The organism is Streptomyces sp. YIM 130001, assembly GCF_003574445.1.
Taxonomy (GTDB): domain Bacteria; phylum Actinomycetota; class Actinomycetes; order Streptomycetales; family Streptomycetaceae; genus Streptomyces.
Genome location: NZ_KZ984551.1, coordinates 1 through 22,459, shown reverse-complemented (window position 1 = coordinate 22,459; position 22,459 = coordinate 1). Strand labels below are relative to the sequence as shown.

The following is a 22,459-nucleotide window of genomic DNA, read 5'->3' as shown; positions in this document are numbered from 1 at the left end:
CTGGGGGAGGCCATGCGCTTTCGCGGGAAATCCATCCGCCGGAAGATCGTGGCGTTGCTTCTTGTGCCGTTGGTGTCCCTCACTGCCATCTGGGGCTTCGCGACGGTCATCACGGGCCGGGAGGCCGAGCAGCTGCTCGATGTCTCGTTCGTCGCCGACAAGGTCGGTGAGCCGATCGAGGACACCGTCCAGGTTCTGCAGGCCGAGCGCCGCCAGACACTGGTCTACCTGGCAGATCCGCGTGCCTCCGACGCCCTGAGCTCACTGCGCCGGCAGCGCGCGACGACCGACGAGACCGTCGCCCGGGCCCGGGCCAGCGCCGAGGACCCGGACGTACGCGAGGAGTTGGACGGCGAATCCGGCGAACGCCTCGCGTCCATCATCGAGGCCTTCGACGGCATCGCGAGCCTGCGCCGCTCCGTGGAGGTCGGCCCGCTCACCGCCGGGCAGGCGCTCGACCTCTACAACCGCCTCATCGACCCCTGTTACACCTTCCTCACCGACGTCGGCGCCATCGACGACTCCGAGATGGACCAGCAGGGCAGGGCCCTGGTCGGCCTCGCACACGCGCGTGAACTGCTGGCCCGCGAGGACGCCCTGGTCAGTGCCGCGCTGGCCACCGGCTCCATCAACAGCAAGGAACTGCGCCAGGTTTCCGAACTCGTCGTCCTGCGTACCCAGCGCAACGAGATCAGTCTCGAAGCCCTGCCCCAGGCCGAACGCCAGCGCTACGAACGCTTCTGGAAGAGCCCGGCCACCGCGCCTCTGCGCGCCGCCGAGAAGACCCTGCTCGCCTCCGACCCCGGCAAGCCCCGCGGCCTCAGTTCCGCATCCTGGTCGCAGGCCTCCACCGGCGCACTCGACCAACTCGGCAAGCTCAACTCCGGTGCGAGCGACCGGCTGCAGGACCGTGTCCAGCCGGTGGCGATGAAGGTCCTCGTCCAGGCCGCGGTGGCCGGCGTGCTCGGTCTGCTCGCCCTGCTGGTCTCGCTCTTCCTGTCGGTACGGATCGGCCGCTCCCTCGTCCGCGACCTCACCCGGCTCCGCAAGGAGGCCCACGAGGCCTCCGGCGTACGGCTGCCGAGCGTGATGCGCCGCCTGGCGGCAGGCGAACACGTCGATGTCGAGACAGAGGCCCCCCGGCTCGAGTACGACCGTGACGAGATGGGCCAGGTCGGCCAGGCGCTCAACACCCTGCAGCGAGCGGCGGTGGAGGCCGCGGTCAAGCAGGCCGACGTGCGCCGCGGAGTGTCCGAGGTCTTCGTCAACCTCGCCCGCCGCAGCCAGGTCCTGCTGCACAAGCAGCTCACCCTGCTCGACACCATGGAACGCCGCACCGACGACACCGACGAGCTGGCCGACCTGTTCCGCCTCGACCACCTCACCACCCGCATGCGGCGGCACGCCGAGGGCCTGGTCATCCTCTCCGGCGCCGCCCCCTCCCGCCAGTGGCGCAAACCCGTCCAACTGATGGACGTCGTACGGGCATCGGTCGCCGAGGTCGAGGACTACGAGCGCGTCGAGGTGCGCCGACTGCCACGGGTCGCCGTGACCGGCCCGGCCGTCGGTGACGTCACGCACCTGGTGGCCGAGCTCCTGGAGAACGCCACCGTGTTCTCGCCACCGCACACCGCGGTGCAGGTGCACGGCGAACGCGTCGCGAACGGATTCACGCTCGAGATCCACGATCGCGGCCTCGGCATGACCTCCGAGGCGCTGCTCGACGCGAACCTGCGGCTCGCCGAGACCCCCGACTTCGAACTCTCCGACACCGACCGCCTCGGCCTCTTCGTCGTCAGCCGTCTCGCGCAGCGCCAGAACGTCCGCGTCTCCCTGCAGAAGTCGCCGTACGGCGGCACCACCGCGGTGGTGTTCATTCCGGAGGCCCTGCTCACCGACGCGGTCGACACCGACGGTGCCGGCTTCCGGCTCGACCGCGGTCCGGGCGCGCCCGCGCGCGCGTTGCTGCCCGACGACCGGACCGGCAAGCTCACCGAGGTACCGTCCCGGCTGCCCGGCCTCCCGCCGTCGATCCTGGACGGACCGGTCGAACTTGAGCCGGAGATCCGCGGCGCCGCCCGCTCGGCCGAACCGACTGCGACGGCCGGCGACCTCGCGGACGACGACAGTGAGCGCGGCGGTCTGTTCCGGCCGCGCAAGCGGCTCACCTCCGGCCCGCGCGAGCACCAGCAGGCCGACGAACCCGCCGTGGAGCGGCGCGAGCCGTCCCGGCCGACGCCCTCCGACGGCTCACCGGTGCCGCTCCCGCGCCGCCGCACCCCGAAGCTCGTCAGCTCGCACGGCCGGACCGTGCCGCACGCCCGCACACCCGCCGACGACGAGGCCGACGACGCGACGCCCGCGCGGCGGCCCGGGCCCACCGAGGAGCGCGCCCCCGCCACGGACCGCCCCGGTCCGCGCGGTGGTGAACCAGCCGCGCCCGGCGGACCCGCGGAGCCCGCCGCCGGCCCACCGCACGCCGGTCTGCCCCGACGCGTGCGCCAGGCCAGCATCGCGCCGCAGCTCAGGGATTCCGCATCCCGTACGGCCGACACCGAGCAGGCGCCCGCCGACCGTGACGCCGACGAGGTGCGCAGCAGGATGGCTTCCCTCCAGCGCGGCTGGCAGCGGGGCCGGGAGCGCAACGCCGCCCCCGACCCGACCGACGACCCCGGTACCGGCAACGGCGCCGGAAGCGCAGATGCCTCGGCCGACGCCGAAGCACCCTCGCGCGAAACGGCGGAATCCACACCCCCGGATCCCGCCGCCGACCACCGCACCACACCCGAAGGGGACGGTCGATGACCGCACCGCAGACTGCCTCAGGGCCGTACGGAAGCCGAGGAGGCTCCGGCGAACTCAACTGGCTCCTCGACGACCTCGTCGCGCGCGTCGCCAGCATCCGCAAGGCCGTCGTCCTGTCCGGCGACGGCCTGGCCACCGGGGTCTCCAAGGACCTCACCCGCGAGGACAGCGAGCACCTGGCCGCCGTGGCGTCCGGATTCCACAGCCTGGCCAAGGGCGTCGGCCGGCACTTCGAGGCGGGCCGGGTCCGCCAGACCGTCGTGGAGCTCGACGACGCCTTCCTGTTCGTCACGGCCGCGGGCGACGGCAGCTGTCTCGCCGTGCTCTCCGACGCCGACTCGGACGTCGGCCAGGTCGCCTACGAGATGACGCTCCTGGTCAAGCGGGTCGGCGTGCATTTGGGTACGGCTCCACGTACCGAAACGCCCGCGGGCGGGTAGTGGGATGGCATGAGCCGCGACGGTAACGGGACGCCCCACTGGTTCGACGACGACGCCGGGCCGGTGGTGCGTCCGTACGCGATGACGCGCGGGCGCACCAGCAGCGCGTCCCAGCACCGCCTCGACCTGATCGCCCTGGTCATGTCCGAGGAGGGCACCGAGGACGCGGGCGCCGACCGGACGCTGGCGCCCGAGCACGTGTCGATAGTCGAGCTCTGCCAGGACGCGCCGCTGTCCGTGGCAGAGCTCGCCTCCGAGCTCGACCTGCCGATCGGGGTCGTGAGGGTCCTCGTCGGCGACCTCGTGGATGACGACCTGGTGCACGTCTCGCGTCCCGTCCCCCCTGCGCAACTGCCCGACGAGAGTATTCTGCGGGATGTGATCAGCGGACTGCGCGCGCTCTGAACGGCGTGCACACCGAGCGGGAGAGCGCAGTGACAGGCTGGCAGTTCTGGATCGACCGCGGCGGTACGTTCACCGACGTCGTGGCCCGACGGCCCGACGGCACCCTGGTCACCCACAAGCTCCTGTCCGAGCGACCCGAACCCCACGCAGACCCGGCCGTCGAGGCCATCCGTGAACTGCTCGGCGCGGCCCCCGACGACGATCTCGCCTCCGCTCCCGTCGATGTCGTCCGGATGGGCACCACGGTGGCCACCAACGCCCTCCTGGAGCGCAAGGGCGCACGCACCGCCCTCGTCGTCACCCGCGGTTTCCGGGACGCGCTGCGCATCGCGTACCAGAACCGGCCCGAGATCTTCGCCCGCGAGATCGTCCTGCCGGAGCTCCTCCACGAGCGTGTCATCGAGGTCGACGAGCGGATCACCGCCGACGGCACCGTCCTGACCCCGCCCGACCTCGACCTGCTCGCCACGGAACTCCGTGCGGCCCACCGGGACGGGATCCGCGCCGTCGCGGTGGTGTGCATGCACAGCCACCTGTACCCCGGGCACGAGCAGGCCGTCGGCCGTCTCGCCGCCGATACCGGATTCCCCCAGATCTCCCTGTCCAGCGAGGTCAGCCCGCTGATGAAGCTGGTCCCGCGCGGTGACACGGCCGTCGTCGACGCCTACCTCTCGCCGGTGCTGCGCGCCTACGTCGACCGGGTGGCGGCCAGCCTCGGCGCGGTACGCCTGATGTTCATGCAGTCCAACGGCGGGCTCACCGACGCCGGCCGTTTCCGCGGCAAGGACGCGATCCTGTCCGGTCCCGCCGGCGGCATCGTCGGCATGGTCCGGATGTCGCAGCGCGCGGGCTTCGACCGGGTCATCGGCTTCGACATGGGCGGCACTTCGACCGACGTCTCGCACCACGCCGGCGACTACGAGCGCGTGTACACGACGCAGATCGCCGGAGTACGGCTGCGTTCGCCCATGCTCGACATCCACACGGTGGCCGCAGGCGGCGGATCGGTACTGCACTTCGACGGCAGCCGGTACCGCGTGGGCCCGGATTCCGCGGGCGCCACCCCGGGACCCGCGTGCTACCGGGCCGGCGGACCCCTCACGGTCACCGACGCCAACGTGATGCTGGGACGCATCCAACCCGCGCATTTCCCACGGGTGTTCGGCCCCGACGGCGACCAGCCGCTCGACGCGGGTCTCGTCCGTGACCGTTTCACCCGGCTCGCCGCCGACATCGCACGGCAGACCGGCGACGACCGCACGCCCGAGCAGGTGGCCGAGGGATATCTGCGGATCGCCGTGGCCAACATCGCCGGCGCCGTGAAGCGGATCTCCGTGCAGAAGGGCCACGACGTCACGCGCTACGCCCTCACGACCTTCGGTGGCGCCGGGGGCCAGCACGCCTGCGCGGTCGCCGACTCGCTGGGCATCCGCACGGTCCTCGTGCCGCCCATGGCAGGGGTGCTGTCCGCGCTCGGGATCGGCCTCGCCGACACCACGGCGATGCGCGAACAGTCCGTGGAGGCACCGCTCGAAGAGGCCTCGATGCCGGATATCGAGACCACCGCCGACGCACTGGAATCCGCTGCCCGCCAGGAACTGCTCGACGAAGCCGTCCCCGAGGACCGCATCCGCACCGTCCGCCGCGCCCTGCTGCGCTACGACGGCACGGACACCGCCCTCACCGTCGACCTCACCCAATCCGGCACGATGCGCCGGGACTTCGAGGAAGCGCACCGGGCCACGTACTCCTTCGTCCTCGACCGGCCGCTGGTGGTCGAGGCGCTGACGGTCGAGGCCACCGGCGTCACGGAGCCGCCCGACCTCACCGCACCCGAAGAGCCTTCCGGAGAACGTGCTCCACGCGCGCGTGGAGACGCCCCCGAGACCGTCATCCTGCACACCGGCGGCCGGCGCCGTGAGGTGCCCCTGCACCGCCGCACCGACCTGGTGCCGGGGGAGTCGGTCACCGGCCCCGCGATCGTCACCGAGGCCAACGCCACCACCGTCGTGGACGACGGATGGCAGGCCGCTGTCGACGACGAGGGCCACCTCGTGATGCGGCGCACCGCACCCGCCGAGGAACTCACCGCGGACACCGCCGCCGACCCCGTACTCCTCGAGGTCTTCAACAACCTCTTCATGTCCATCGCCGAACAGATGGGCGCGCGCCTGGAATCCACCGCGCAGTCGGTCAACATCAAGGAACGCCTGGACTTCTCCTGCGCGCTCTTCGACCCGGACGGGAACCTCGTCGCGAACGCCCCGCACATCCCCGTCCACCTCGGCTCGATGGGAACCAGCGTCCAGGAGGTCATCCGCCGACGCCGGGGCCGGATGCGGCCGGGCGACGCCTACGCGGTCAACGACCCGTACCACGGCGGAACCCACCTGCCCGACGTCACGGTGATCACGCCCGTCTTCGACGGCGACGAGATCCTCTTCCACGTCGCCTCCCGCGGCCACCACGCCGAGATCGGCGGCATGGCCCCCGGCTCGATGCCCGCCGGCAGCCGCCGCATCGAGGAGGAGGGCATCCTCTTCGACAACTGGCTGCTCACCCAGGACGGCAGATTCCGCGAGGCGGAGACCGAACGCCTGCTCACCTCCGGTCCGTACCCCTCACGCAGCCCTGCCACCAACCTCGCCGACCTGCGCGCCCAGATCGCCGCCAACGCCAAGGGCGTGGAGGAAGTCGGCGCCATGATCCGGCACTTCGGCCTCGACGTCGTCCAGGCCTACATGCGGCACGTGCAGGACAACGCGGAGGACGCCGTCCGCCGGGTCATCGACACCCTCGGTGACGGAAGCTGCGCCTACGAGACAGACCTCGGCGCGACCATCTCGGTCGCCGTCACCGTCGACCGCGCCGAGCGCACCGCCACCGTCGACTTCACCGGCACCTCCGCCCAGCTGCCCGGCAACTTCAACGCCCCCTACGCCGTCGTCAACGCGGCCGTCCTGTACGTCTTCCGCACCCTCGTCGGCGACGACATCCCGCTCAACGACGGCTGCCTGCGTCCCCTGCGCATCATCGTCCCGCCCGGCTCCATGCTGTCGCCCGAACCGCCCGCCGCCGTGGTCGCGGGCAATGTGGAGACCTCGCAGGCCATCACCGGCGCCCTCTACGCCGCACTGGGCGTGCAGGCAGAAGGCTCCGGCACGATGAACAACGTCACCTTCGGCAACGACCGCCTCCAGTACTACGAGACTCTGGCCTCCGGCTCGGGCGCGGGCGACGGCTTCCCCGGCGCACCGGTGGTGCAGCCGCACATGACCAACTCCCGCCTCACCGACCCCGAAGTCCTCGAGTGGCGGCTCCCGGTGCTCCTCGAGGACTTCTCCGTACGGCCCGGCAGCGGCGGCCGCGGCCGCTGGCCCGGCGGGGACGGGGCGGTACGCAGACTGCGCTTCCTGGAACCGGTGTCCGTCTCCACACTGTCCGGACACCGCCGCGTACCCCCGTACGGCATGGCCGGCGGCGAGCCCGGCGCGCTCGGCTCGAACCGGATCGAGCGTGCGGACGGCACCGTCGAGGAGCTCGAGGGCAGCGACTCGGCCGAACTGGCGGCCGGTGACGTCCTGGTCGTCGAAACCCCGGGTGGCGGAGGCTACGGCCCGCCTGCCGCGGATGCCGGACGGAACGATTCCGGGCCTATCGCCCACCGCGGGTGAACGGTCGGCTCCGCGCCGCTAGAGTCTTCCGCGGAACTTCCTTACCGCACAAGGCAGTTCGACCGAAGTGAGCCAGGAGCAGTGACCCAGGAGTGGAGACCAATGGTGATCGGGCGCTCTGGACGCCGTAAGCCCCCCGTCGAGCCGGTCACCCTCAAGATGCTCGTGGCCGGTGGCTTCGGCGTGGGCAAGACGACCCTGGTGGGCGCGGTCAGCGAGATCAAGCCGCTGCGTACCGAGGAGACCCTGAGCGAGGCCGGGCGCCCGGTCGACGACATCGGCGGCGTCGAGGCCAAGAACACGACGACGGTCGCCATGGACTTCGGCCGGATCACGCTCCGCGAGGACCTGGTTCTCTACCTGTTCGGTACGCCCGGGCAGGACCGGTTCTGGTTCCTGTGGGACGAGTTGGCGACGGGCGCACTCGGCGGTGTGGTGCTCGCGGACACCCGCCGTCTCGAGGACTGCTTCGCCGCCGTCGACTACTTCGAGCGGCGCGGCATTCCCTTCGCCGTCGGCGTGAACTGCTTCGACGATGCCGCGCGTTATCCGGCGGACTCGGTACGCGGGGCGCTCGACCTCGACGACGGCGTACCGGTGGTGCTGTGCGACGCCCGGGACCGGGAGTCCGTCAAGGAGGTCCTGATCACCGTGGTGGAGCATGCGATGACGCGCGTCGCCGCCCAACGGGAGCCCGCGACCACCTGATTCGGCGTCCACCACCGGCCGGGCGACGCCGAACGGCCCGTACCCTCGCCGACCGGGGTACGAGCCGTTGTCCGTGGGGCGCAGAACGAAGGATCAGGAGGCGTCGCCGTCGGCGTGCCAGCCGAAGCTGCGTTCCACCGCCTTGCGCCAGTTGTCGTACTCGCCTTCGCGTTCCTCGGCGCCCATGTGCGGTGACCACTCGGCGTCCCGCTGCCAGTGCGCCTTCAGCTCGTCCAGGTCGTTCCACACGCCGGTAGCGAGCCCTGCCGCGTAGGCGGCTCCCAGACAGGTCGTCTCGGACACCCGCGGCCTGACGACCGGGACGCCGAGCACGTCCGCCTGATGCTGCATCAGGAGGTTGTTCCTGGTCATCCCGCCGTCGACCTTGAGTGTGGTGATCTGCACGCCCGAGTCCTGGTACATCGCGTCGACGACCTCACGGGTCTGCCAACTGGTCGCCTCGAGCACCGCACGGGCGAGGTGGGCCTTGGTGACGTACCGCGTCAGACCGGTGACCACACCTCGCGCGTCGGAGCGCCAGTACGGAGCGAAGAGCCCTGAGAACGCGGGGACGATGTATGCGCCGCCGTTGTCCTCGACGCTGGCCGCCAGCGTCTCGATCTCGTCCGCGCTGCTGATGATGCCGAGCTGGTCGCGGAACCACTGCACCAGGGCGCCGGTGATGGCGATCGACCCCTCCAGGCAGTAGACCGGCGCCTCGCCGCCGATCCGGTAGCCCATCGTCGTCAGTAGCCCGCTCTTCGAAGGGACCGGCCGGTTCCCGGTGTTGAGCAGCAGGAAGCTTCCGGTGCCGTACGTGTTCTTCGCCGTACCCGTGTCGTAACAGGCCTGCCCGAACACGGCGGCCTGCTGGTCGCCGAGCGCCGAGGCGACGGGGACCCCGGACAGCTGCCCGACAGCCGTGCCGTACACCTCGGCGGAGGACCTGATCTCCGGCAGCATCGACTCCGGGACGTTCATCGCGGACAGGATCGACGCGTCCCACTGAAGGGTCTCCAGATCCATCAGCATGGTGCGCCCGGCATTGGTGACGTCCGTGACGTGCACGCCGCCGTCCGTGCCGCCGGTCAGATTCCAGATCAGCCACGAGTCGATCGTGCCGAAGGCGATCTCGCCCCGTTCCGCGCGACCGCGCAGCCCCGGCACGTTGTCGAGCAGCCAGGCCGCCTTCGGTCCGGAGAAGTAACTGGCGAGCGGAAGGCCGGTGACGTCCCGGAAGCGGTCCTGGCCGTCGGCGCCGCCGAGTTCGTGGCAGAGGGCGGAGGTGCGGGTGTCCTGCCACACGATGGCGTTGTGGACCGGCCGGCCGGTGGCACGCTCCCAGAGCACCGTCGTCTCACGCTGGTTGGTGATGCCGAGAGCGCTCAACTGGTCCGCCCTCAGGCCGGCCTTGGCGAGCGAACCGGCGACCACCGCCTGGACCTTGGACCAGATCTCGGTGGCGTCGTGTTCCACCCAGCCCGGCTTGGGGAAGATCTGGCGGTGCTCGCGCTGGTCTACGGCGACGATCTCACCGCTGTGGTTGAAGATGATGCAGCGGCTCGAGGTGGTGCCCTGGTCGATGGCGGCGACGAACCTGTCGGCGTTGTCCGGCATGGCTACCCCTAGTTCGGAAGGCTGCTGTTCAGAAGGCTGCGTTGAAGACGAGCGCGCCGAGGACACCGCCGATCAGCGGTCCGGCCACCGGTACCCAGGCGTAACCCCAGTCGTTCGTCCCCTTGTTGGGAATCGGCAGCGCGGTGTGGACCAGCCGTGGGCCGAGGTCACGGGCCGGGTTGATCGCGTACCCCGTCGGGCCGCCGAGCGAGAGGCCGATGCCGACCACGAGGAGGCCGACCAGCAGCACGTTGATGCCCGATCCGTAGATGCCGTTCTCGAACTCGCCGACCGCGATACCGGTGTTCTTGCTGAAGAACAGCAGCGGCGTCACCAGCGCGGCGGTGGCGATGATCTCGGTGACGAGATTGGCTGCGGGATGGCGGACCTCCGGCGCGGTCGCGAACACACCCAGTGTCGGTACGGCCGTCTCCGGGTCCTTGTTGGCCACCTGGAACTGGGCGTAGTACAGGGCCCAGGCGAGCAGTGCACCGACGATCGCGCCGATCATCTGCGCGCCGACATAGACCGGTACGTCGGCCCACTCGGTGACGTCGGCGACCGCGAGGCCCAGCGTCACGGCGGGGTTGAGGTGCCCGCCGGACAGCGGGTTGGCGGTGTACGCCCCGGCCATCACACCGAGGCCCCAGCCGAACGACACGACGACCCAACCGGCGTTGTTGGCTTTGGACTTGTTGAGATTCACCGCGGCGCACACACCGGCGCCGAACAGAATCAGGATGGCGGTGCCGATGACCTCACCGACAAAGATGTCCCCGTTCGAGTACATGGCGGCTCCTAGGCCCTCGCCCGGGGGCCTGGCCCCCGGTCCTGAGTGCGGGTGCGTTTCGCGTGCCCACGTCGACCGAGGACAGGGGTTCCCGAGCCCCGCCCGGCGTCGGTGACGAGCGTGCCGTCGCAGCCGGATCGCCCTGTAATGCGGCCCGCAGCGCAGGTCGGGGCCGTGGGCGGCATGGTGCCCGAGGGCGGCGATGCCGACTGACACCCGGAAGTGTTCACCGGTGGTGATGGAGCGTCAAGGTTGCTGACGACAACGGCTGTTCAGGGTGGAGCGGACCTGTTTCAGAGCTGCCGCGCACGGCCCGTGGCGTCGACGGGCTTCCGGAGCGCCGGCCGCGGACCCCCGACGCCGCGGCCGAGGACTCCCGGAGCAGCACCTGACGACTCCCGGCGCGTCACCGGACGGCGACCACCGCGGACCCGTGGCCGAAGAGGCCCTGGTTCGCGGTGATGCCCACGCGCGCGTGGGGCACCTGCCGCTCCCCGGCCTCACCCCGCAACTGAAGGGTGAGTTCGCAGACTTGGGCGATGGCCTGGGCCGGCACCGCCTCGCCGAAGGAGGCCAGGCCGCCGCTGGCGTTCACCGGTGTCCGGCCTCCGAGGGCCGTGGCGCCGGAGCGCAGCAGGGCCGCTCCTTCGCCCTCGGAGCAGAGACCGATGTCCTCGTACCACTGCAACTCCAGGGCGGTGGACAGGTCGTAGACCTCGGCGAGCGAAAGGTCCTCGGGGCCGATACCGGCCTCCTCGTACGCCGCGCGCGCGATGGAGCCGCGGAATCCGACCGGGCCCGGCGGCACGATCGCCGCGGAGTCGGTGGCGATGTCCGGCATGTCCAGAGCCGTCCCCGGGAAGGTCGGCGTGACCGTGGAGACGGCCCGGATGCGTACGGGCGGCTCGGCAGTGCGGGAGTGCGCGCGGGCGAAGTCCATGCCGGCAAGCACCAGAGCAGCAGCGCCGTCGGACGTGGCGCAGATGTCGAGCAGCCGCAGCGGATCGGCCACCACGGGGGACCCGGCGACGTCCTGGGCGGTGACCGGCTTGCGGTAGCGGGCCAGCGGATTGAGCGCACCGCAGGCCGCGTTCTTCACCTTGACCTGCGCGAAGTCGTCGAGCGTGTCGCCGTACAGGGCCATCCGGCGGCGGGCGTAGAGGCCGAAGTACGCGGGGTTGGTGGCCCCGAGCACCCGGAAGCGCAACCAGTCGGGATCGTCGGGCCGGTCGCCGCCCGCGGGGCGGAAGAACCCCTTCGGGGCGGCGTCGGCGCCGACCACGAGGACCACGTCCGCGAGTCCCGAGAGGATCTGTGTACGCGCGGTGTTGACGGCCTGGGCGCCCGAGGCGCATGCCGCGTACACCGTCGTGACTCTGGCGCCCTGCCAGCCGAGCGCTTTGGCGAATGTCGATCCCGCGACATATCCGGGGTATCCGCCACGCACCGTCTCCGCGCCCACGACCGAGCCGACCTCCCGCCAGTCGAGGCCCGCGTCCGCCAGCGCCTCGCGGGCGGCCACCACCCCGTACTCGGTGAAGCCCCGGCCCCACTTGCCCCATGGGTGCATGCCGACACCGAGCACCGCCACGTCGTGGTTCATGAGCCGCTCACCGGCTCGAAGTTCCAGGTCGTCCAGAGGGTTTCGGCGTCGCCGCCGAGGATCCCGGGCACCACACGCACGGTCATCCCGACCGCCAGTTCGGCGGGCGTGACCCCCGGGGCCGCCTGGCCGAGCACCACCATGCGCTCGGCCTCCAGCTCCGCGGCGATGAGGGTGTACGGCTCCCAGGGAATCTCCGGGTCGGACAGGTAGGGGGCCGGTGGTCGATAGCGTCCGTCGGTGAACGACCAGATACGGCCGTGCCGGGACAGCGGGACCACGGCCAACTCGTCACCTGTGCACGCCGGGTTGCGGCAGTACGCGTCCTCCCGCGGGAAGTGGACGTTCCGGCAGGCCTGGCACCGCGTGCCGAGCAGCCGGAACTCCTCGCCCTCGCCGGTGAACCAGCCCTCCACCACGGGTGTTCGCGTACGCGGCACGGTTGCCCACCTCTCCTGGGGTCGCCGGCGCGGCAGCTGGCCGGACGGTGTCGCTGGTCGACAGTCCACCTCTGCCAAAAATGTGACGGTGCATCAGTTCCCATCGGGAGTGTGCCATGCGTGGGTCCCGTGCGCGAGAGGGCCGGGGTGCTCTGCGTGCGGCGGCCGAGGGTGAGCACCGGCGATGGCCTGTGCGCGTCTGCCTACGGATGCGGACGGCCGGGACTCGCGGGGGTGGTGGTCCCGGCCGTCGCCGCGTCAGGGGCCGCTTCAGTCGTATGTCACCTGCGGGCGTGAGCGTCGGTAGGCCGTCATCTGCCGGTCAACGACCGCCGTGACACCGGGAAGTCGAAGTACGTGTCCGGGAACAGCTCCGACTCGTGCGTGAAGTGCCACCACTCCTCCGGGAGGTTCTCGAAGCCGACATCGGTCAACACGTCGCGCAACAAGTCGCGATGCGCCCGCTGCTGCGGCGTCACGCGCGAGTCATCGGTGTGCGAGCGGGTGTCGAAGCAGTCGTAACCCGTGCCCATGTCCAGGGAGTTGTCGGGGAATCGCTCGTCCTGGGGCGCATAGCACGGCACGAGCGGCTCACCGGGCAGATACGGTCGAGTCGGCTTCGCGGGCAGCTTCACGATCGTCAGGTCGACCGTCGACCCGCGACTGTGACCGGACTTCTCGGCGATGTAACCGTCCTCGAACAACCTCGATTTGTCGACCTGCGGATAAAACTCCGCCTTCATGCGCTCGTCGTCCACGTTCTTCGCCCAGCGCACGAAGTGGTCCACCGCCCGCTGCGGTCGGTAGCAGTCGTACACCTTGAACGAGTAGCCCTTGCGCAACAGCCGTTGCTGCGCCCGATGCAGAGCCTCGGCCGTGGGCCGCGTGAGGATGCACATCCGCTGCCGGTACCCGTCGATGCGATCGCCCACGAAGTTGTGCCGCGTGGGGTAGCGGATCTCCTCGATCACCGTCGGATCCACGTCGCGCAGGGCGACGAACTCCTCCGGGGCCTTCGGGTCGGGCCGTGCCGTGGCCGGCGTGGGCAGTGCGGCGACCGTGGCGAGAGCGGTCGCGGTGACGGCGAACGCGCGCAGTGCTGCGGTGAGTCGTGTCATGAGCACAGACGTGTACCAGGCGCAGCCGACCGGGGAAAGGCGATCGCATGCAGTCCGCGCGTGTCCGATACAGTCCGCGCGTGTCCGAGCCGAACCGAAGCACCGAGCCATACGGCCTGTCCGAGCCCTACGACCGATCGGAGCCGAACGACGGCGTGCCTTCCGCCGCACTGCGCGATTCACACTGCTCGACCTGCGGTGCGGCCCACGACAACCTCTCGTCCTGGCCCCGCCGTTGCCCCGCCTGCGGCCACGTCGCTTACCGCAACCCCCTGCCCGTGGCGGTCGCCCTCCAGCCCGTGTACGACACCCGCGGTACCGGACTGATCGTCATCACCCGCTCGATCGCCCCCGCCCTCGGCCGCGACGCGCTGCCCGGAGGTTTCATCGACCACGGCGAGGACTGGCGCGACGCCGTCGTCCGGGAGCTCCACGAGGAGACCCGTATCGAGGCCCACGCGCGCGACGTCCGTCTCGCCGACCTCCTCAGCTCACCCGAAGGGCACCTGCTGGTCTTCGGCCTGCTGCCCGCCGTGCCGGCCGCAGGACTGCCGCCGGACGAGCCCACGAACGAAACCCGAGGCCGGCACCTCCTGCGCGAGCCCGGCGAACTCGGATTCCCGCTGCACACCATCGCCACGCGCGCGTGGTTCGCGGGCAGATACGGCTGAGACCGGCCCGGCGAACGGCCGCCCTCCCGCTGCCCCCGTATCCGAGCAAGGTGCCGCGTCCCCCGCGCGGACGGCGCAGCCGCTAAGACACGACCACCCCCCGCACCCGCACCGAATCCCGCACCACCACAGGCCCCTCGCCCGACTCACGCTCCACCACCACCTCGTCCCCCGCCCAGCGCGTCGTGTACCGCTCGATCTCCGCGTGCTCCCAGCCGTCCCCGGCGTCCCGGACCACCAGACCGCCACCGGTCCGCCCCCGCGCCGGCGCCCACGCCTCCAGCTCCACCGAACCGTCCTCGCCCCGTACGGGAAGCACCGCACCCGCACGTACGAGCACCGGGATCCGCGACAGCGGTGCGTCGAGGAGTACCTGACCGGGCCCTTCGTGCACCGCGCCGGAAACCGCGTCGTACCACCGCCCCCGTGGCAGCCGTACCGCCCTCCGGTCGGCCCCGTGCTCCAGGACCGGAGCCACGAGCAGCGCCTCACCGAGCAGAAACGCGTCCTCGCAGTCCCGCAGTGCCCGGTCCTCCGGGGACGACCACCACAGCGGCCGCACGTAGGGCGCACCCGTCGCATGCGCCAGATGCGCCAGTGTCACGAAGTACGGCCCCAGCCGACGCCGCTCATCGAGCGCCACGCGCGCGTGCTCCAACACCGCGGCCCCGAACTCCCACGGCTCCCGCCGACCCGCCCGCAGCGCCGAATGCGTACGGAACAGCGGCAGATACGACGCCAACTGCAGCCACCGCACATACAGTTCGGGCGTCGGAGTCCCGTCGAAACCGCCCACATCGGGACCGGAGTACGGCACCCCGCACAGCCCGAGCCCCAGGACGAGCGAGAGCGACGCACGCAGCCCCGACCAGCCGGTCGCCACATCCCCGGACCATGTGCCCCCGTAGCGCTGCAGTCCCGCCCAACCGGACCGCGAGAACAGGAACGGCCGTACGTCAGGACGCAGCTGCCGCAGCCCCTCGTAGCCCGCCCGCGCCATGCACAGTCCGTACACGTTGTGCGCCTCGCGATGGTCGCCCCCGCGCCCGTCGAGTGCGTGCCGCGCCGACCGCGGCAGCGTCGGATCACCGAACGCGGCGAACGACACCGGCTCGTTCATGTCGTGCCAGAACCCCTCGAAACCCTGCGCGAGCCGCTCCTCGTACTGATCGCCCCACCACCGGCGCACCTCAGGCGAGGTGAAGTCCGGGAACACCGATTCACCGGGCCACACCACCCCGCGTACCTCCCTGCCCCGCCGGTCGCGTACGAACGCGTCAGCAGCCTTCCCCGACGCGTACAGCCCCGTAGCGGGATCCGCCTTCACCGCAGGGTCCACGATCGACACCAGCCGCACCCCGCCGTCCGCCAACTCGGCGGCCAGCTCCGGCAGCCCAGGAAAGCGTTCCCGGTCGACGGTGAACACCCGGTGGCCGTCGTAGTGGTCGATGTCCAGGTGGATCGCGTCGAGCGGCAACCCGCGCTCCCGGTAGCCGGCCACCACCCGCCGCACCTCGGCCGCGCTCCCGAAGCCCCAGCGCGCATGCTGATACCCGAGCGCCCAGGAGGGCGGCACGGCCGGAGCGCCTGTGAGCGCGGCCCAAGCACCCAGCACGCGCGCGGGGGTACCCACCACGACCCAGCACCGCAGCGGCCCACCACTCATCCGCACTTCGCAGCCGCCCGGCCGGTCGTGCCCCGAACCGGCCCCCTCCTCGCCCTCCCGCAGTGTGACGGTGCCGTCCCAGGTGTTGTCGTGGAACACCAGATGCGTGCCCGAGTCGGCGACGACCATCTGCACCGGCATCGTCAGCGACAGCGGATCGTCGCCGGGACCGAACGAACCACCGGGATCCGTGTTCCACAGCCGGTACGCACCGTCCCGCAGCCGAGGCCCCGAAGCGCGCCCACCGAGCCCGAAGAACCGCGCGTCCGCGGCCACTTCGGACCGCTGCACCCAGCGCGCCTCCCCACCCGACTCCGGCGCCCACCACCGCGGCGGCAGATCCCGCCTCAGCACCACGCCGCCCGGCGTGCACACCTCCACCGCACCGTGCCGGGACACCACGACCGTGACCCGCTCGGACACCACCCGCCAGCCACCCTTCGTGTCCGGCTCGAGCACGGCTCGCGGATCCGGTTCCGGGCCCGCACCCGCCACGGCGTACGACGGCTGCGCACCGGCCCCGTCCCAGCCCCAGAAGACGGCACCCCCACCTGTCACCGTCACCTGCAACCGCGACCGCGCGAACCGCACCACACCCCCACCAGGACCCGGCTCCACACCGGTCACCGGACCCGGCACCCGCGCCCGCTCACCCGACCTGCGCGGCAACCCCGACGCGTCCGTACGCCGTCTGCGCCACGCCGCACGCACCGAGCGCAGCCCCTGCGCCGAACCGACCACGCCCACCGACTGCACCGCACGCACCAGATCCCGACCATCCATGCAGCTCACCCTGCCATCACGGGCCACGCGCGCGTGGGGCGTTCAACTGCCGTTCACCCGTGGCACAGCCACACATCCGAGGCGCCGAATATGGCCGGCACACCCTGGTGCCGAAGTCGATCACGTGGCATCGTCCGTTGCAGCCGCGCGCCCCACCCCGGCCGACGCGCACCCGCCCACGCACCCCCGGGAGCCGCCCCGTGTCCACCGCCACTCCGCAGCAGCCTCCGCTCTGGCAGCCCGATCAGGCACGCATCGACGCCGCCGCGGTCACCCGCTTCCAGGCCTGGGCCGCGGAGCGGTACGGAGCACCCGCCGAGGGCGGCTACCAGGCCCTGCACCGGTGGTCCGTGGACGAGCTCGACACCTTCTGGAGGGCCGTCGCCGACTGGTTCCAGGTCCGCTTCGACACCCCGTACGAGTACGCCGTCGCGGACCAGAGCATGCCCGGAACCACCTGGTTCCCGGGCGCCACCCTGAACTACGCCGAACATGCCCTCCGGACCGCCGACGAGCGGCCGGACGAACCAGCCCTCCTCGGCGTCGACGAAACCCAGGAGATCCGCCCGGTCAGCTGGTCGGAGCTGCGCCGCCAGGTCGGCGCCCTCAGTGAGCAGCTCCGCGCCCTCGGCGTTCGCCCCGGCGACCGCGTCAGCGGCTACCTGCCCAACATTCCGCAGGCGATCGCGGCCCTCCTCGCCACGGCGTCCGTCGGCGCGGTGTGGACCTCCTGCGCACCCGACTTCGGCGCCCGCAGCGTCCTGGACCGCTTCCAACAGGTCGAACCGGTCGTCCTGTTCACCGTCGACGGCTACCGCTACGGCGGCAAGGAGCACGACCGCCGCGACACGGTCGCCGAACTCCGCCGCGAACTGCCCACCCTGCGCGCGGTGGTGCACATTCCGCTCCTCGGCACCGACGCCCCCGAAGGCGCACTCGACTGGCGCGAGGTCACCGCGGGCGACAGCACACCCGTCTTCGAGCAGGTCCCCTTCGACCACCCTCTGTGGGTGCTCTACTCCTCCGGCACCACCGGACTGCCCAAGGCCATCGTCCAGTCCCAGGGCGGCATCCTCCTCGAGCACCTCAAACAGCTCGGCCTGCACTGCGACCTCGGCCCGTCGGACCGCTTCTTCTGGTACACGTCCACCGGCTGGATGATGTGGAACTTCCTCGCCTCCGGCCTCCTGACAGGCACCACGATCGTCCTCTACGACGGCAGCCCCGGACACCCGGACATCGCGGCCCAGTGGCGCATCGCCGAACTCACCGGCACCACCCTCTACGGCACCTCCGCCGCGTACGTGATGGCCTGCCGCAAGGCCGACGTGCACCCGGGCCGCGACTTCGACCTCTCCCGCGTCCAGTGCGTGGCCACCACCGGATCGCCGCTCCCGCCGGACGGCTTCCGCTGGCTGCACGACGAGGTGCGCGACGACCTCTGGATCGCCTCCGTCAGCGGCGGCACCGACGTCTGCTCCTGCTTCGCCGGCGCCGTACCCACCCTGCCCGTCCACATCGGCGAACTCCAGGCCGCCTGCCTCGGCACCGACCTGAGCGCCTGGGACCCCCAGGGCAAGCCACTCACAGGCGAAGTCGGCGAACTCGTCGTCACCCGCCCCATGCCGTCCATGCCGGTCTCCTTCTGGAACGACCCGGACGGCACCCGCTACCACGACAGCTACTTCGACATGTACCCCGGTGTCTGGCGCCACGGCGACTGGATCACGGTCACCGACCACGGATCCGTGATCATCCACGGCCGCTCCGACTCCACGCTCAACCGCCAGGGCGTCCGGATGGGCTCCGCGGACATCTACGAAGTCGTCGAACGCCTCCCCGAGATCAAGGAATCCCTGGTCATCGGCCTCGAACTCCCCGACGGCGGCTACTGGATGCCCCTGTTCGTGCACCTCGCCCCCGGCGCCGAACTCGACGACACCCTGCGCACCCGCATCAAGCAGGCACTGCGCGAACAGCTCTCGCCCCGCCATGTACCCGACGACATCATCGAAGCGCCCGGCGTCCCCCACACCCTCACCGGCAAGCGCATCGAGGTTCCGGTCAAGCGCCTGCTCCAGGGCACACCCATGGAAAAGGCGGTCAACCCGGGCTCGGTCGACAACCTCGACCTCCTCCGCTTCTACGCGGACCAGGCCCCCAACCGCGCCTGACCCCGACGGCCAGGGCCCGTTGTCAGTACCCCCGATTACGGTGAGTGAGCACTCATCACCGGCGGAACACCAGGGGGACACCATGGCGCACACCGAGCCCACCACCATGCGACGCACGCTGCGCCGCGAAGTCGTCGGCACGATCGGCCTGTTGGCCGACGCGGAGGACTTCGCGGCCATGCGCCGCTACCGCAGTTTCACCTTCGACGACCACACCGGCTACCTCCGCGAGATGGACCGCCTCCTACGAGTCCGCGACGCCGGAGGGAACCACACCACCGTCGCCCTCTTCGACCCGGACGAATACGCGGACTACTGCGCCGACGAGGGAGTCGAACCCGACAGCCCACGCGGCCGGATGCGCTTCACCGCCCACCTGGCCGCCGGGCCCACCGTCGCCTACGACGGCCGCCCCCTGCGCCACCTGCTGCCGGACCTGGTCGACATCACGATGCGACAGTCCACCTGGGAGTACGCCCAGGCACTCCTGGCGGAGGTTGGGGAGTGCGCGGACTGCGGCGAGGACATCGGCCGCGCCGCGTTCACGCGGGCCGCGTTCCTGGTCACCCGCCTCCTCCAGGCCGCGGGCCCCGGCGTCCATCACCTCGTGTGCAGCATCGCGCACGACGGATACAACCTGCTCGCCGCCCTGCACGCCGAAGCCACCGCGGACGCCCAGGTCGATCTGGACGAGGAAGAAGCGGCCGACTTCACGACGGTGCTGGCCGCCGGCATCGCCACCGCCGGCGCAGGCGGAGCGGTCCTGCGCACTGCCCGACCGGGCGCCCCCGAGTCAGTCTGCGGCTGGCGTCTGAAGTCCGACCGCCTCGTTCCGCTCACCGAGGCGGAAGTCTTCGACGCCTACTGCACCGACGCCCGCTCGGGAGACCTGATCGCCCCGGAGCCGGGCCTCGAGTACCGGGCAGCACCCGACCTCGGCCCCCTCGACCAGGGACCCGCCCACTGACTGACCCGCCGACCACACACCGAGGGCGCCCCCATCGCTCGACAGGGACGCCCTCGGCCGAGGCTGTCAGCCCCGGATACTGCTCACTCGCCGGACAGCACACCATGCGCGGCCGCGCGCGCATCCTCGGCGGTGTCCGCAGCCCGCGCCGCGGAGGCCGCGCGCTCGCACTGCGCCAGCGTGTACTTCGCCAGCGTCGCCCGTACATACGGGATCGACGCGGCGCCCATCGACAGGGAGGTGACCCCAAGACCCGTCAGCACGCAGGCAAGCAGCGGATCGGATGCGGCCTCGCCGCACACACCGCAGCTCTTGCCCTCCGCCCTCGCGGCCTCGGCGGACAGCGCGACCAGATCGAGCAGCGCGGGCTGCCAGGGGTCCTGAAGCCGCGACACGGCCCCCACCTGACGGTCCGCGGCGAACGTGTACTGCGCCAGGTCGTTCGTCCCCAGCGACAGGAACTCGACCTCCTGCAGCACGGAGCGCGCCCGCAGCGCCGCAGACGGAATCTCCACCATCGCACCGAACTTGGCCTGCAGCCCGGCCTCACGGCAGGCATCGGCGAACGCCTTCGCATCCGTCCGGTCCGCGACCATCGGCGCCATGACCTCGAGATACACCGGCAGCCCCTCGGCCGCCTTCGCCAGCGCGCTCAACTGCGTCTTCAGCACCTCGGGGTGATCGAGCAGCGAGCGCAGTCCCCGCACGCCCAGCGCCGGGTTGGGCTCATCGGCGGGCGTCAGGAAGTCGAGCGGCTTGTCCGCACCGGCATCGAGCACCCGCACCACGACGCGCCCCTGCGGAAACGCCTCGAGAACCTCGCGGTACGACTCGACCTGCTTCTCCTCGGACGGCGCCTTCGTGCTGTCGTCCAGGAACAGGAACTCCGTCCGGAACAGCCCGACACCCTCCGCGCCCGCATCGAGCGCCGCCGGCACGTCGGCGGGGCCGCCCACATTGGCAAGCAGCGGCACCTTGTGACCGTCCGAGGTGGCACCCGGCCCTGTGGACGCGGCCAGAGCAGCCTTGCGCTCCGCGGCAGCAGCCTCGAGCGTGGCACGCTTCTCAGCAGTCGGATCCACGAAGATCTCACCGGTGCTGCCGTCCACCGCGACGACCGTGCCCTCGGTCAGCTCACCGGCACCCGGCAGCGCAACCACAGCCGGCACCCCGAGCGCCCGAGCCAGAATGGCGCTGTGACTGGTCGGCCCACCCTCTTCGGTCACGAACCCGAGCACCAGAGCGGGGTCCAGCAGCGCGGTGTCGGCCGGCGCCAGGTCCCTGGCGATCAGCACGTACGGCTCGTCGCTGTCGGGCACACCCGGCATCGGTACGCCAAGCAGCCGCGCCACGATGCGGTTGCGTACGTCGTCCAGGTCGGCGACACGGCCCGCCATGTACTCACCCGCACCGGCGAGAAGCTCCCGGTAGTGCGAGAAGGCGTCATAGATCCCGCGCTCCGCGGAACTCCCCACAGCAATACGCCGATCCACATCGGCCATCAGCTCGGGGTCCTGGGCAATCATGGCCTGCGCCTCGAGCACGGCCTGCGCCTCACCACCGGCGAGGTTGCCCCGCGCGTTCAGATCGGCGGCCACCGCCTCGACCGCCTGACGCGCACGCCCCTGCTCCCGCTCCGCGGCCTCGGCCGGAATCTGCTTGGCCGGGGGTTCGAGCACTGCCGTCCCCATGTGCCGTACTTCGCCGATCGCCACACCGTGGCTCACGCCGACGCCTCGCAGCGTTGTCTCCATTTCACCCGTCTCCGGTACGTGCAGCGGAACTGCCGCCGCTTTGGACTTGGAACCTGCCGCCGGCGGCGGCACTGACGTCACTGCCAGCTGAACAGCGTGTCGTCGACCTTGACGTCGCCGTCCTCGACGACGCCGGAGAGGGAGTCGGCCGTCGCCTCGAGAGCCACCACCGGGCACACCGGGGACTTACCGGAAGCCTCGACGGCTGCGGGGTCCCAGCGCACCATTTCCTGACCGCGCTGCACGGTGTCGCCCTTGTTCACCAGCAGCTCGAAGCCCTCACCGTTGAGCTGAACCGTGTCGATGCCCAGATGCGTGAGCACCCCATGCCCTTCAGCGTCGACGACGACGAAGGCATGCGGGTGCAGAGACACCACAACGCCATCGACCGGCGCCACAGCCGTCGACGGCTCGCGCGGGGGGTCAATAGCAGTGCCGGGCCCGACCATCGCACCCGAAAAGACCGGGTCGGGTACTGCAGCAAGTCCGATGGCACGGCCGACAAGTGGGGACGTCACGGTCGTCATGGAGGGCCTCCCAGGGGGTGGAGATCAACTGCGTCGTTACTACCTGTCGCCAACGACGCACTGGTGAGAAGCCTAAGTCATAAGAAGTCCCGGTTCCCCACGAGAACTCCTGCTTCACAGACCTCGGGGAGCTCCACAAACGATTTGCGTCCCCACGGCGCCCGCCTGTACTGTCGTCCATCTGTTCACGGCCGAACGGCGATCAAAGCCGAAGCTCGAACAGCATCTGTCTTGCCGATCCTAGCCCTGGATCATTCTTCTGCATGCTCGCAGGGGGTGGTCAGGAGCAGCGAAAAAGCTTGATAGAGTTTGGAAAC

At 71.0% G+C, this 22,459-nt stretch carries 16 protein-coding genes; 8 read left to right on the top strand and 8 right to left on the bottom strand.

From position 1 onward, the window contains the following. Positions 1-12: 12 nt before the first annotated feature. The 5 genes from DSC45_RS07855 to DSC45_RS07835 all read left to right on the top strand — a co-directional run bounded on the left by DSC45_RS07855 (position 13) and on the right by DSC45_RS07835 (position 8,032). Entirely contained in the window at positions 13-2,805 is a 2,793-nt protein-coding gene (locus DSC45_RS07855; RefSeq protein ID WP_119288517.1) for a sensor histidine kinase, read from the top strand. Further along, positions 2,802-3,245 (top strand): roadblock/LC7 domain-containing protein, encoded by a 444-nt coding sequence (locus tag DSC45_RS07850; RefSeq protein WP_119288515.1) that lies wholly within the window; start codon positions 2,802-2,804, stop codon positions 3,243-3,245. Before DSC45_RS07855 ends, DSC45_RS07850 begins: the two co-directional genes overlap by 4 nt. Before the next feature lie 9 nt (positions 3,246-3,254). Next, a complete protein-coding gene (locus tag DSC45_RS07845) occupies positions 3,255-3,650 on the top strand; it encodes a DUF742 domain-containing protein (RefSeq protein ID WP_119288514.1) in 396 nt (131 codons plus the stop codon). Between the two features lie 29 nt (positions 3,651-3,679). After that, complete coding sequence (locus DSC45_RS07840) at positions 3,680-7,324, top strand: hydantoinase B/oxoprolinase family protein (protein ID WP_119288508.1); 3,645 nt, start codon at positions 3,680-3,682, stop codon at positions 7,322-7,324. A 102-nt stretch (positions 7,325-7,426) separates the two neighbouring features. Next, the gene (locus DSC45_RS07835; RefSeq protein ID WP_119288506.1) at positions 7,427-8,032 is read left to right on the top strand and encodes a GTP-binding protein; all 606 of its coding nucleotides are present in this window, start codon (positions 7,427-7,429) and stop codon (positions 8,030-8,032) included. A gap of 93 nt (positions 8,033-8,125) precedes the next feature. On the opposite strand, the gene glpK is transcribed toward DSC45_RS07835, so the two are convergent. The 5 genes from glpK to DSC45_RS07810 form a co-directional block, all read right to left on the bottom strand. After that, positions 8,126-9,649: a glycerol kinase GlpK gene (glpK, locus tag DSC45_RS07830; RefSeq protein WP_119288504.1), complete on the bottom strand. Its 1,524-nt coding sequence runs from the start codon at positions 9,647-9,649 to the stop codon at positions 8,126-8,128. A 28-nt stretch (positions 9,650-9,677) separates the two neighbouring features. Continuing rightward, entirely contained in the window at positions 9,678-10,439 is a 762-nt protein-coding gene (locus DSC45_RS07825; protein ID WP_119288503.1) for an MIP/aquaporin family protein, read from the bottom strand. A gap of 406 nt (positions 10,440-10,845) precedes the next feature. Continuing rightward, positions 10,846-12,042 (bottom strand): lipid-transfer protein, encoded by a 1,197-nt coding sequence (locus DSC45_RS07820; RefSeq protein ID WP_119288501.1) that lies wholly within the window; start codon positions 12,040-12,042, stop codon positions 10,846-10,848. Next, positions 12,039-12,482, bottom strand: a complete 444-nt coding sequence (locus DSC45_RS07815; RefSeq protein WP_240434533.1) for a Zn-ribbon domain-containing OB-fold protein — start codon at positions 12,480-12,482, stop codon at positions 12,039-12,041. The genes DSC45_RS07820 and DSC45_RS07815 overlap by 4 nt, the downstream gene beginning before the upstream one ends. 311 nt (positions 12,483-12,793) lie before the next feature. Beyond that, positions 12,794-13,600, bottom strand: coding sequence for a M15 family metallopeptidase (locus tag DSC45_RS07810; RefSeq protein ID WP_119288497.1), 807 nt, complete (start codon positions 13,598-13,600; stop codon positions 12,794-12,796). A gap of 155 nt (positions 13,601-13,755) precedes the next feature. Between DSC45_RS07810 and DSC45_RS07805 the strand changes: the two genes are divergently transcribed. Continuing rightward, positions 13,756-14,271 (top strand): NUDIX domain-containing protein, encoded by a 516-nt coding sequence (locus DSC45_RS07805; RefSeq protein ID WP_240434560.1) that lies wholly within the window; start codon positions 13,756-13,758, stop codon positions 14,269-14,271. Positions 14,272-14,353: 82 nt separating this feature from the next. Here DSC45_RS07805 and DSC45_RS07800 read toward each other — a convergent pair whose 3' ends face one another. After that, entirely contained in the window at positions 14,354-16,720 is a 2,367-nt protein-coding gene (locus tag DSC45_RS07800; RefSeq protein WP_119288494.1) for a glycoside hydrolase family 31 protein, read from the bottom strand. Between the two features lie 200 nt (positions 16,721-16,920). Between DSC45_RS07800 and DSC45_RS07795 the strand changes: the two genes are divergently transcribed. Both DSC45_RS07795 and DSC45_RS07790 read left to right on the top strand, forming a co-directional pair. Further along, entirely contained in the window at positions 16,921-18,894 is a 1,974-nt protein-coding gene (locus DSC45_RS07795; RefSeq protein WP_119288492.1) for an acetoacetate--CoA ligase, read from the top strand. An 82-nt stretch (positions 18,895-18,976) separates the two neighbouring features. Continuing rightward, positions 18,977-19,861, top strand: coding sequence for a hypothetical protein (locus tag DSC45_RS07790; RefSeq protein ID WP_119288491.1), 885 nt, complete (start codon positions 18,977-18,979; stop codon positions 19,859-19,861). Positions 19,862-19,944: 83 nt separating this feature from the next. On the opposite strand, the gene ptsP is transcribed toward DSC45_RS07790, so the two are convergent. Continuing rightward, the gene (ptsP, locus tag DSC45_RS07785; protein WP_119288489.1) at positions 19,945-21,615 is read right to left on the bottom strand and encodes a phosphoenolpyruvate--protein phosphotransferase; all 1,671 of its coding nucleotides are present in this window, start codon (positions 21,613-21,615) and stop codon (positions 19,945-19,947) included. A gap of 77 nt (positions 21,616-21,692) precedes the next feature. Then, positions 21,693-22,142: a PTS sugar transporter subunit IIA gene (locus DSC45_RS07780; protein ID WP_119288487.1), complete on the bottom strand. Its 450-nt coding sequence runs from the start codon at positions 22,140-22,142 to the stop codon at positions 21,693-21,695. Between the last annotated feature and the right edge of the window lie 317 nt (positions 22,143-22,459).

What these genes read in the sequence shown, in the direction of transcription:
- DSC45_RS07810 (WP_119288497.1), bottom strand. Translation starts at nt 13,600, where the DNA reads ATGACACGACTCACCGCAGCACTGCGCGCGTTCGCCGTCACCGCGACC.
- glpK (WP_119288504.1), bottom strand. Translation starts at nt 9,649, where the DNA reads ATGCCGGACAACGCCGACAGGTTCGTCGCCGCCATCGACCAGGGCACC.
- DSC45_RS07790 (WP_119288491.1), top strand. Translation starts at nt 18,977, where the DNA reads ATGGCGCACACCGAGCCCACCACCATGCGACGCACGCTGCGCCGCGAA.
- ptsP (WP_119288489.1), bottom strand. Translation starts at nt 21,615, where the DNA reads ATGGAGACAACGCTGCGAGGCGTCGGCGTGAGCCACGGTGTGGCGATC.
- DSC45_RS07780 (WP_119288487.1), bottom strand. Translation starts at nt 22,142, where the DNA reads ATGACGACCGTGACGTCCCCACTTGTCGGCCGTGCCATCGGACTTGCT.
- DSC45_RS07820 (WP_119288501.1), bottom strand. Translation starts at nt 12,042, where the DNA reads ATGAACCACGACGTGGCGGTGCTCGGTGTCGGCATGCACCCATGGGGC.
- DSC45_RS07800 (WP_119288494.1), bottom strand. Translation starts at nt 16,720, where the DNA reads ATGGATGGTCGGGATCTGGTGCGTGCGGTGCAGTCGGTGGGCGTGGTC.
- DSC45_RS07825 (WP_119288503.1), bottom strand. Translation starts at nt 10,439, where the DNA reads ATGTACTCGAACGGGGACATCTTTGTCGGTGAGGTCATCGGCACCGCC.
- DSC45_RS07835 (WP_119288506.1), top strand. Translation starts at nt 7,427, where the DNA reads ATGGTGATCGGGCGCTCTGGACGCCGTAAGCCCCCCGTCGAGCCGGTC.
- DSC45_RS07855 (WP_119288517.1), top strand. Translation starts at nt 13, where the DNA reads ATGCGCTTTCGCGGGAAATCCATCCGCCGGAAGATCGTGGCGTTGCTT.
- DSC45_RS07850 (WP_119288515.1), top strand. Translation starts at nt 2,802, where the DNA reads ATGACCGCACCGCAGACTGCCTCAGGGCCGTACGGAAGCCGAGGAGGC.
- DSC45_RS07845 (WP_119288514.1), top strand. Translation starts at nt 3,255, where the DNA reads ATGAGCCGCGACGGTAACGGGACGCCCCACTGGTTCGACGACGACGCC.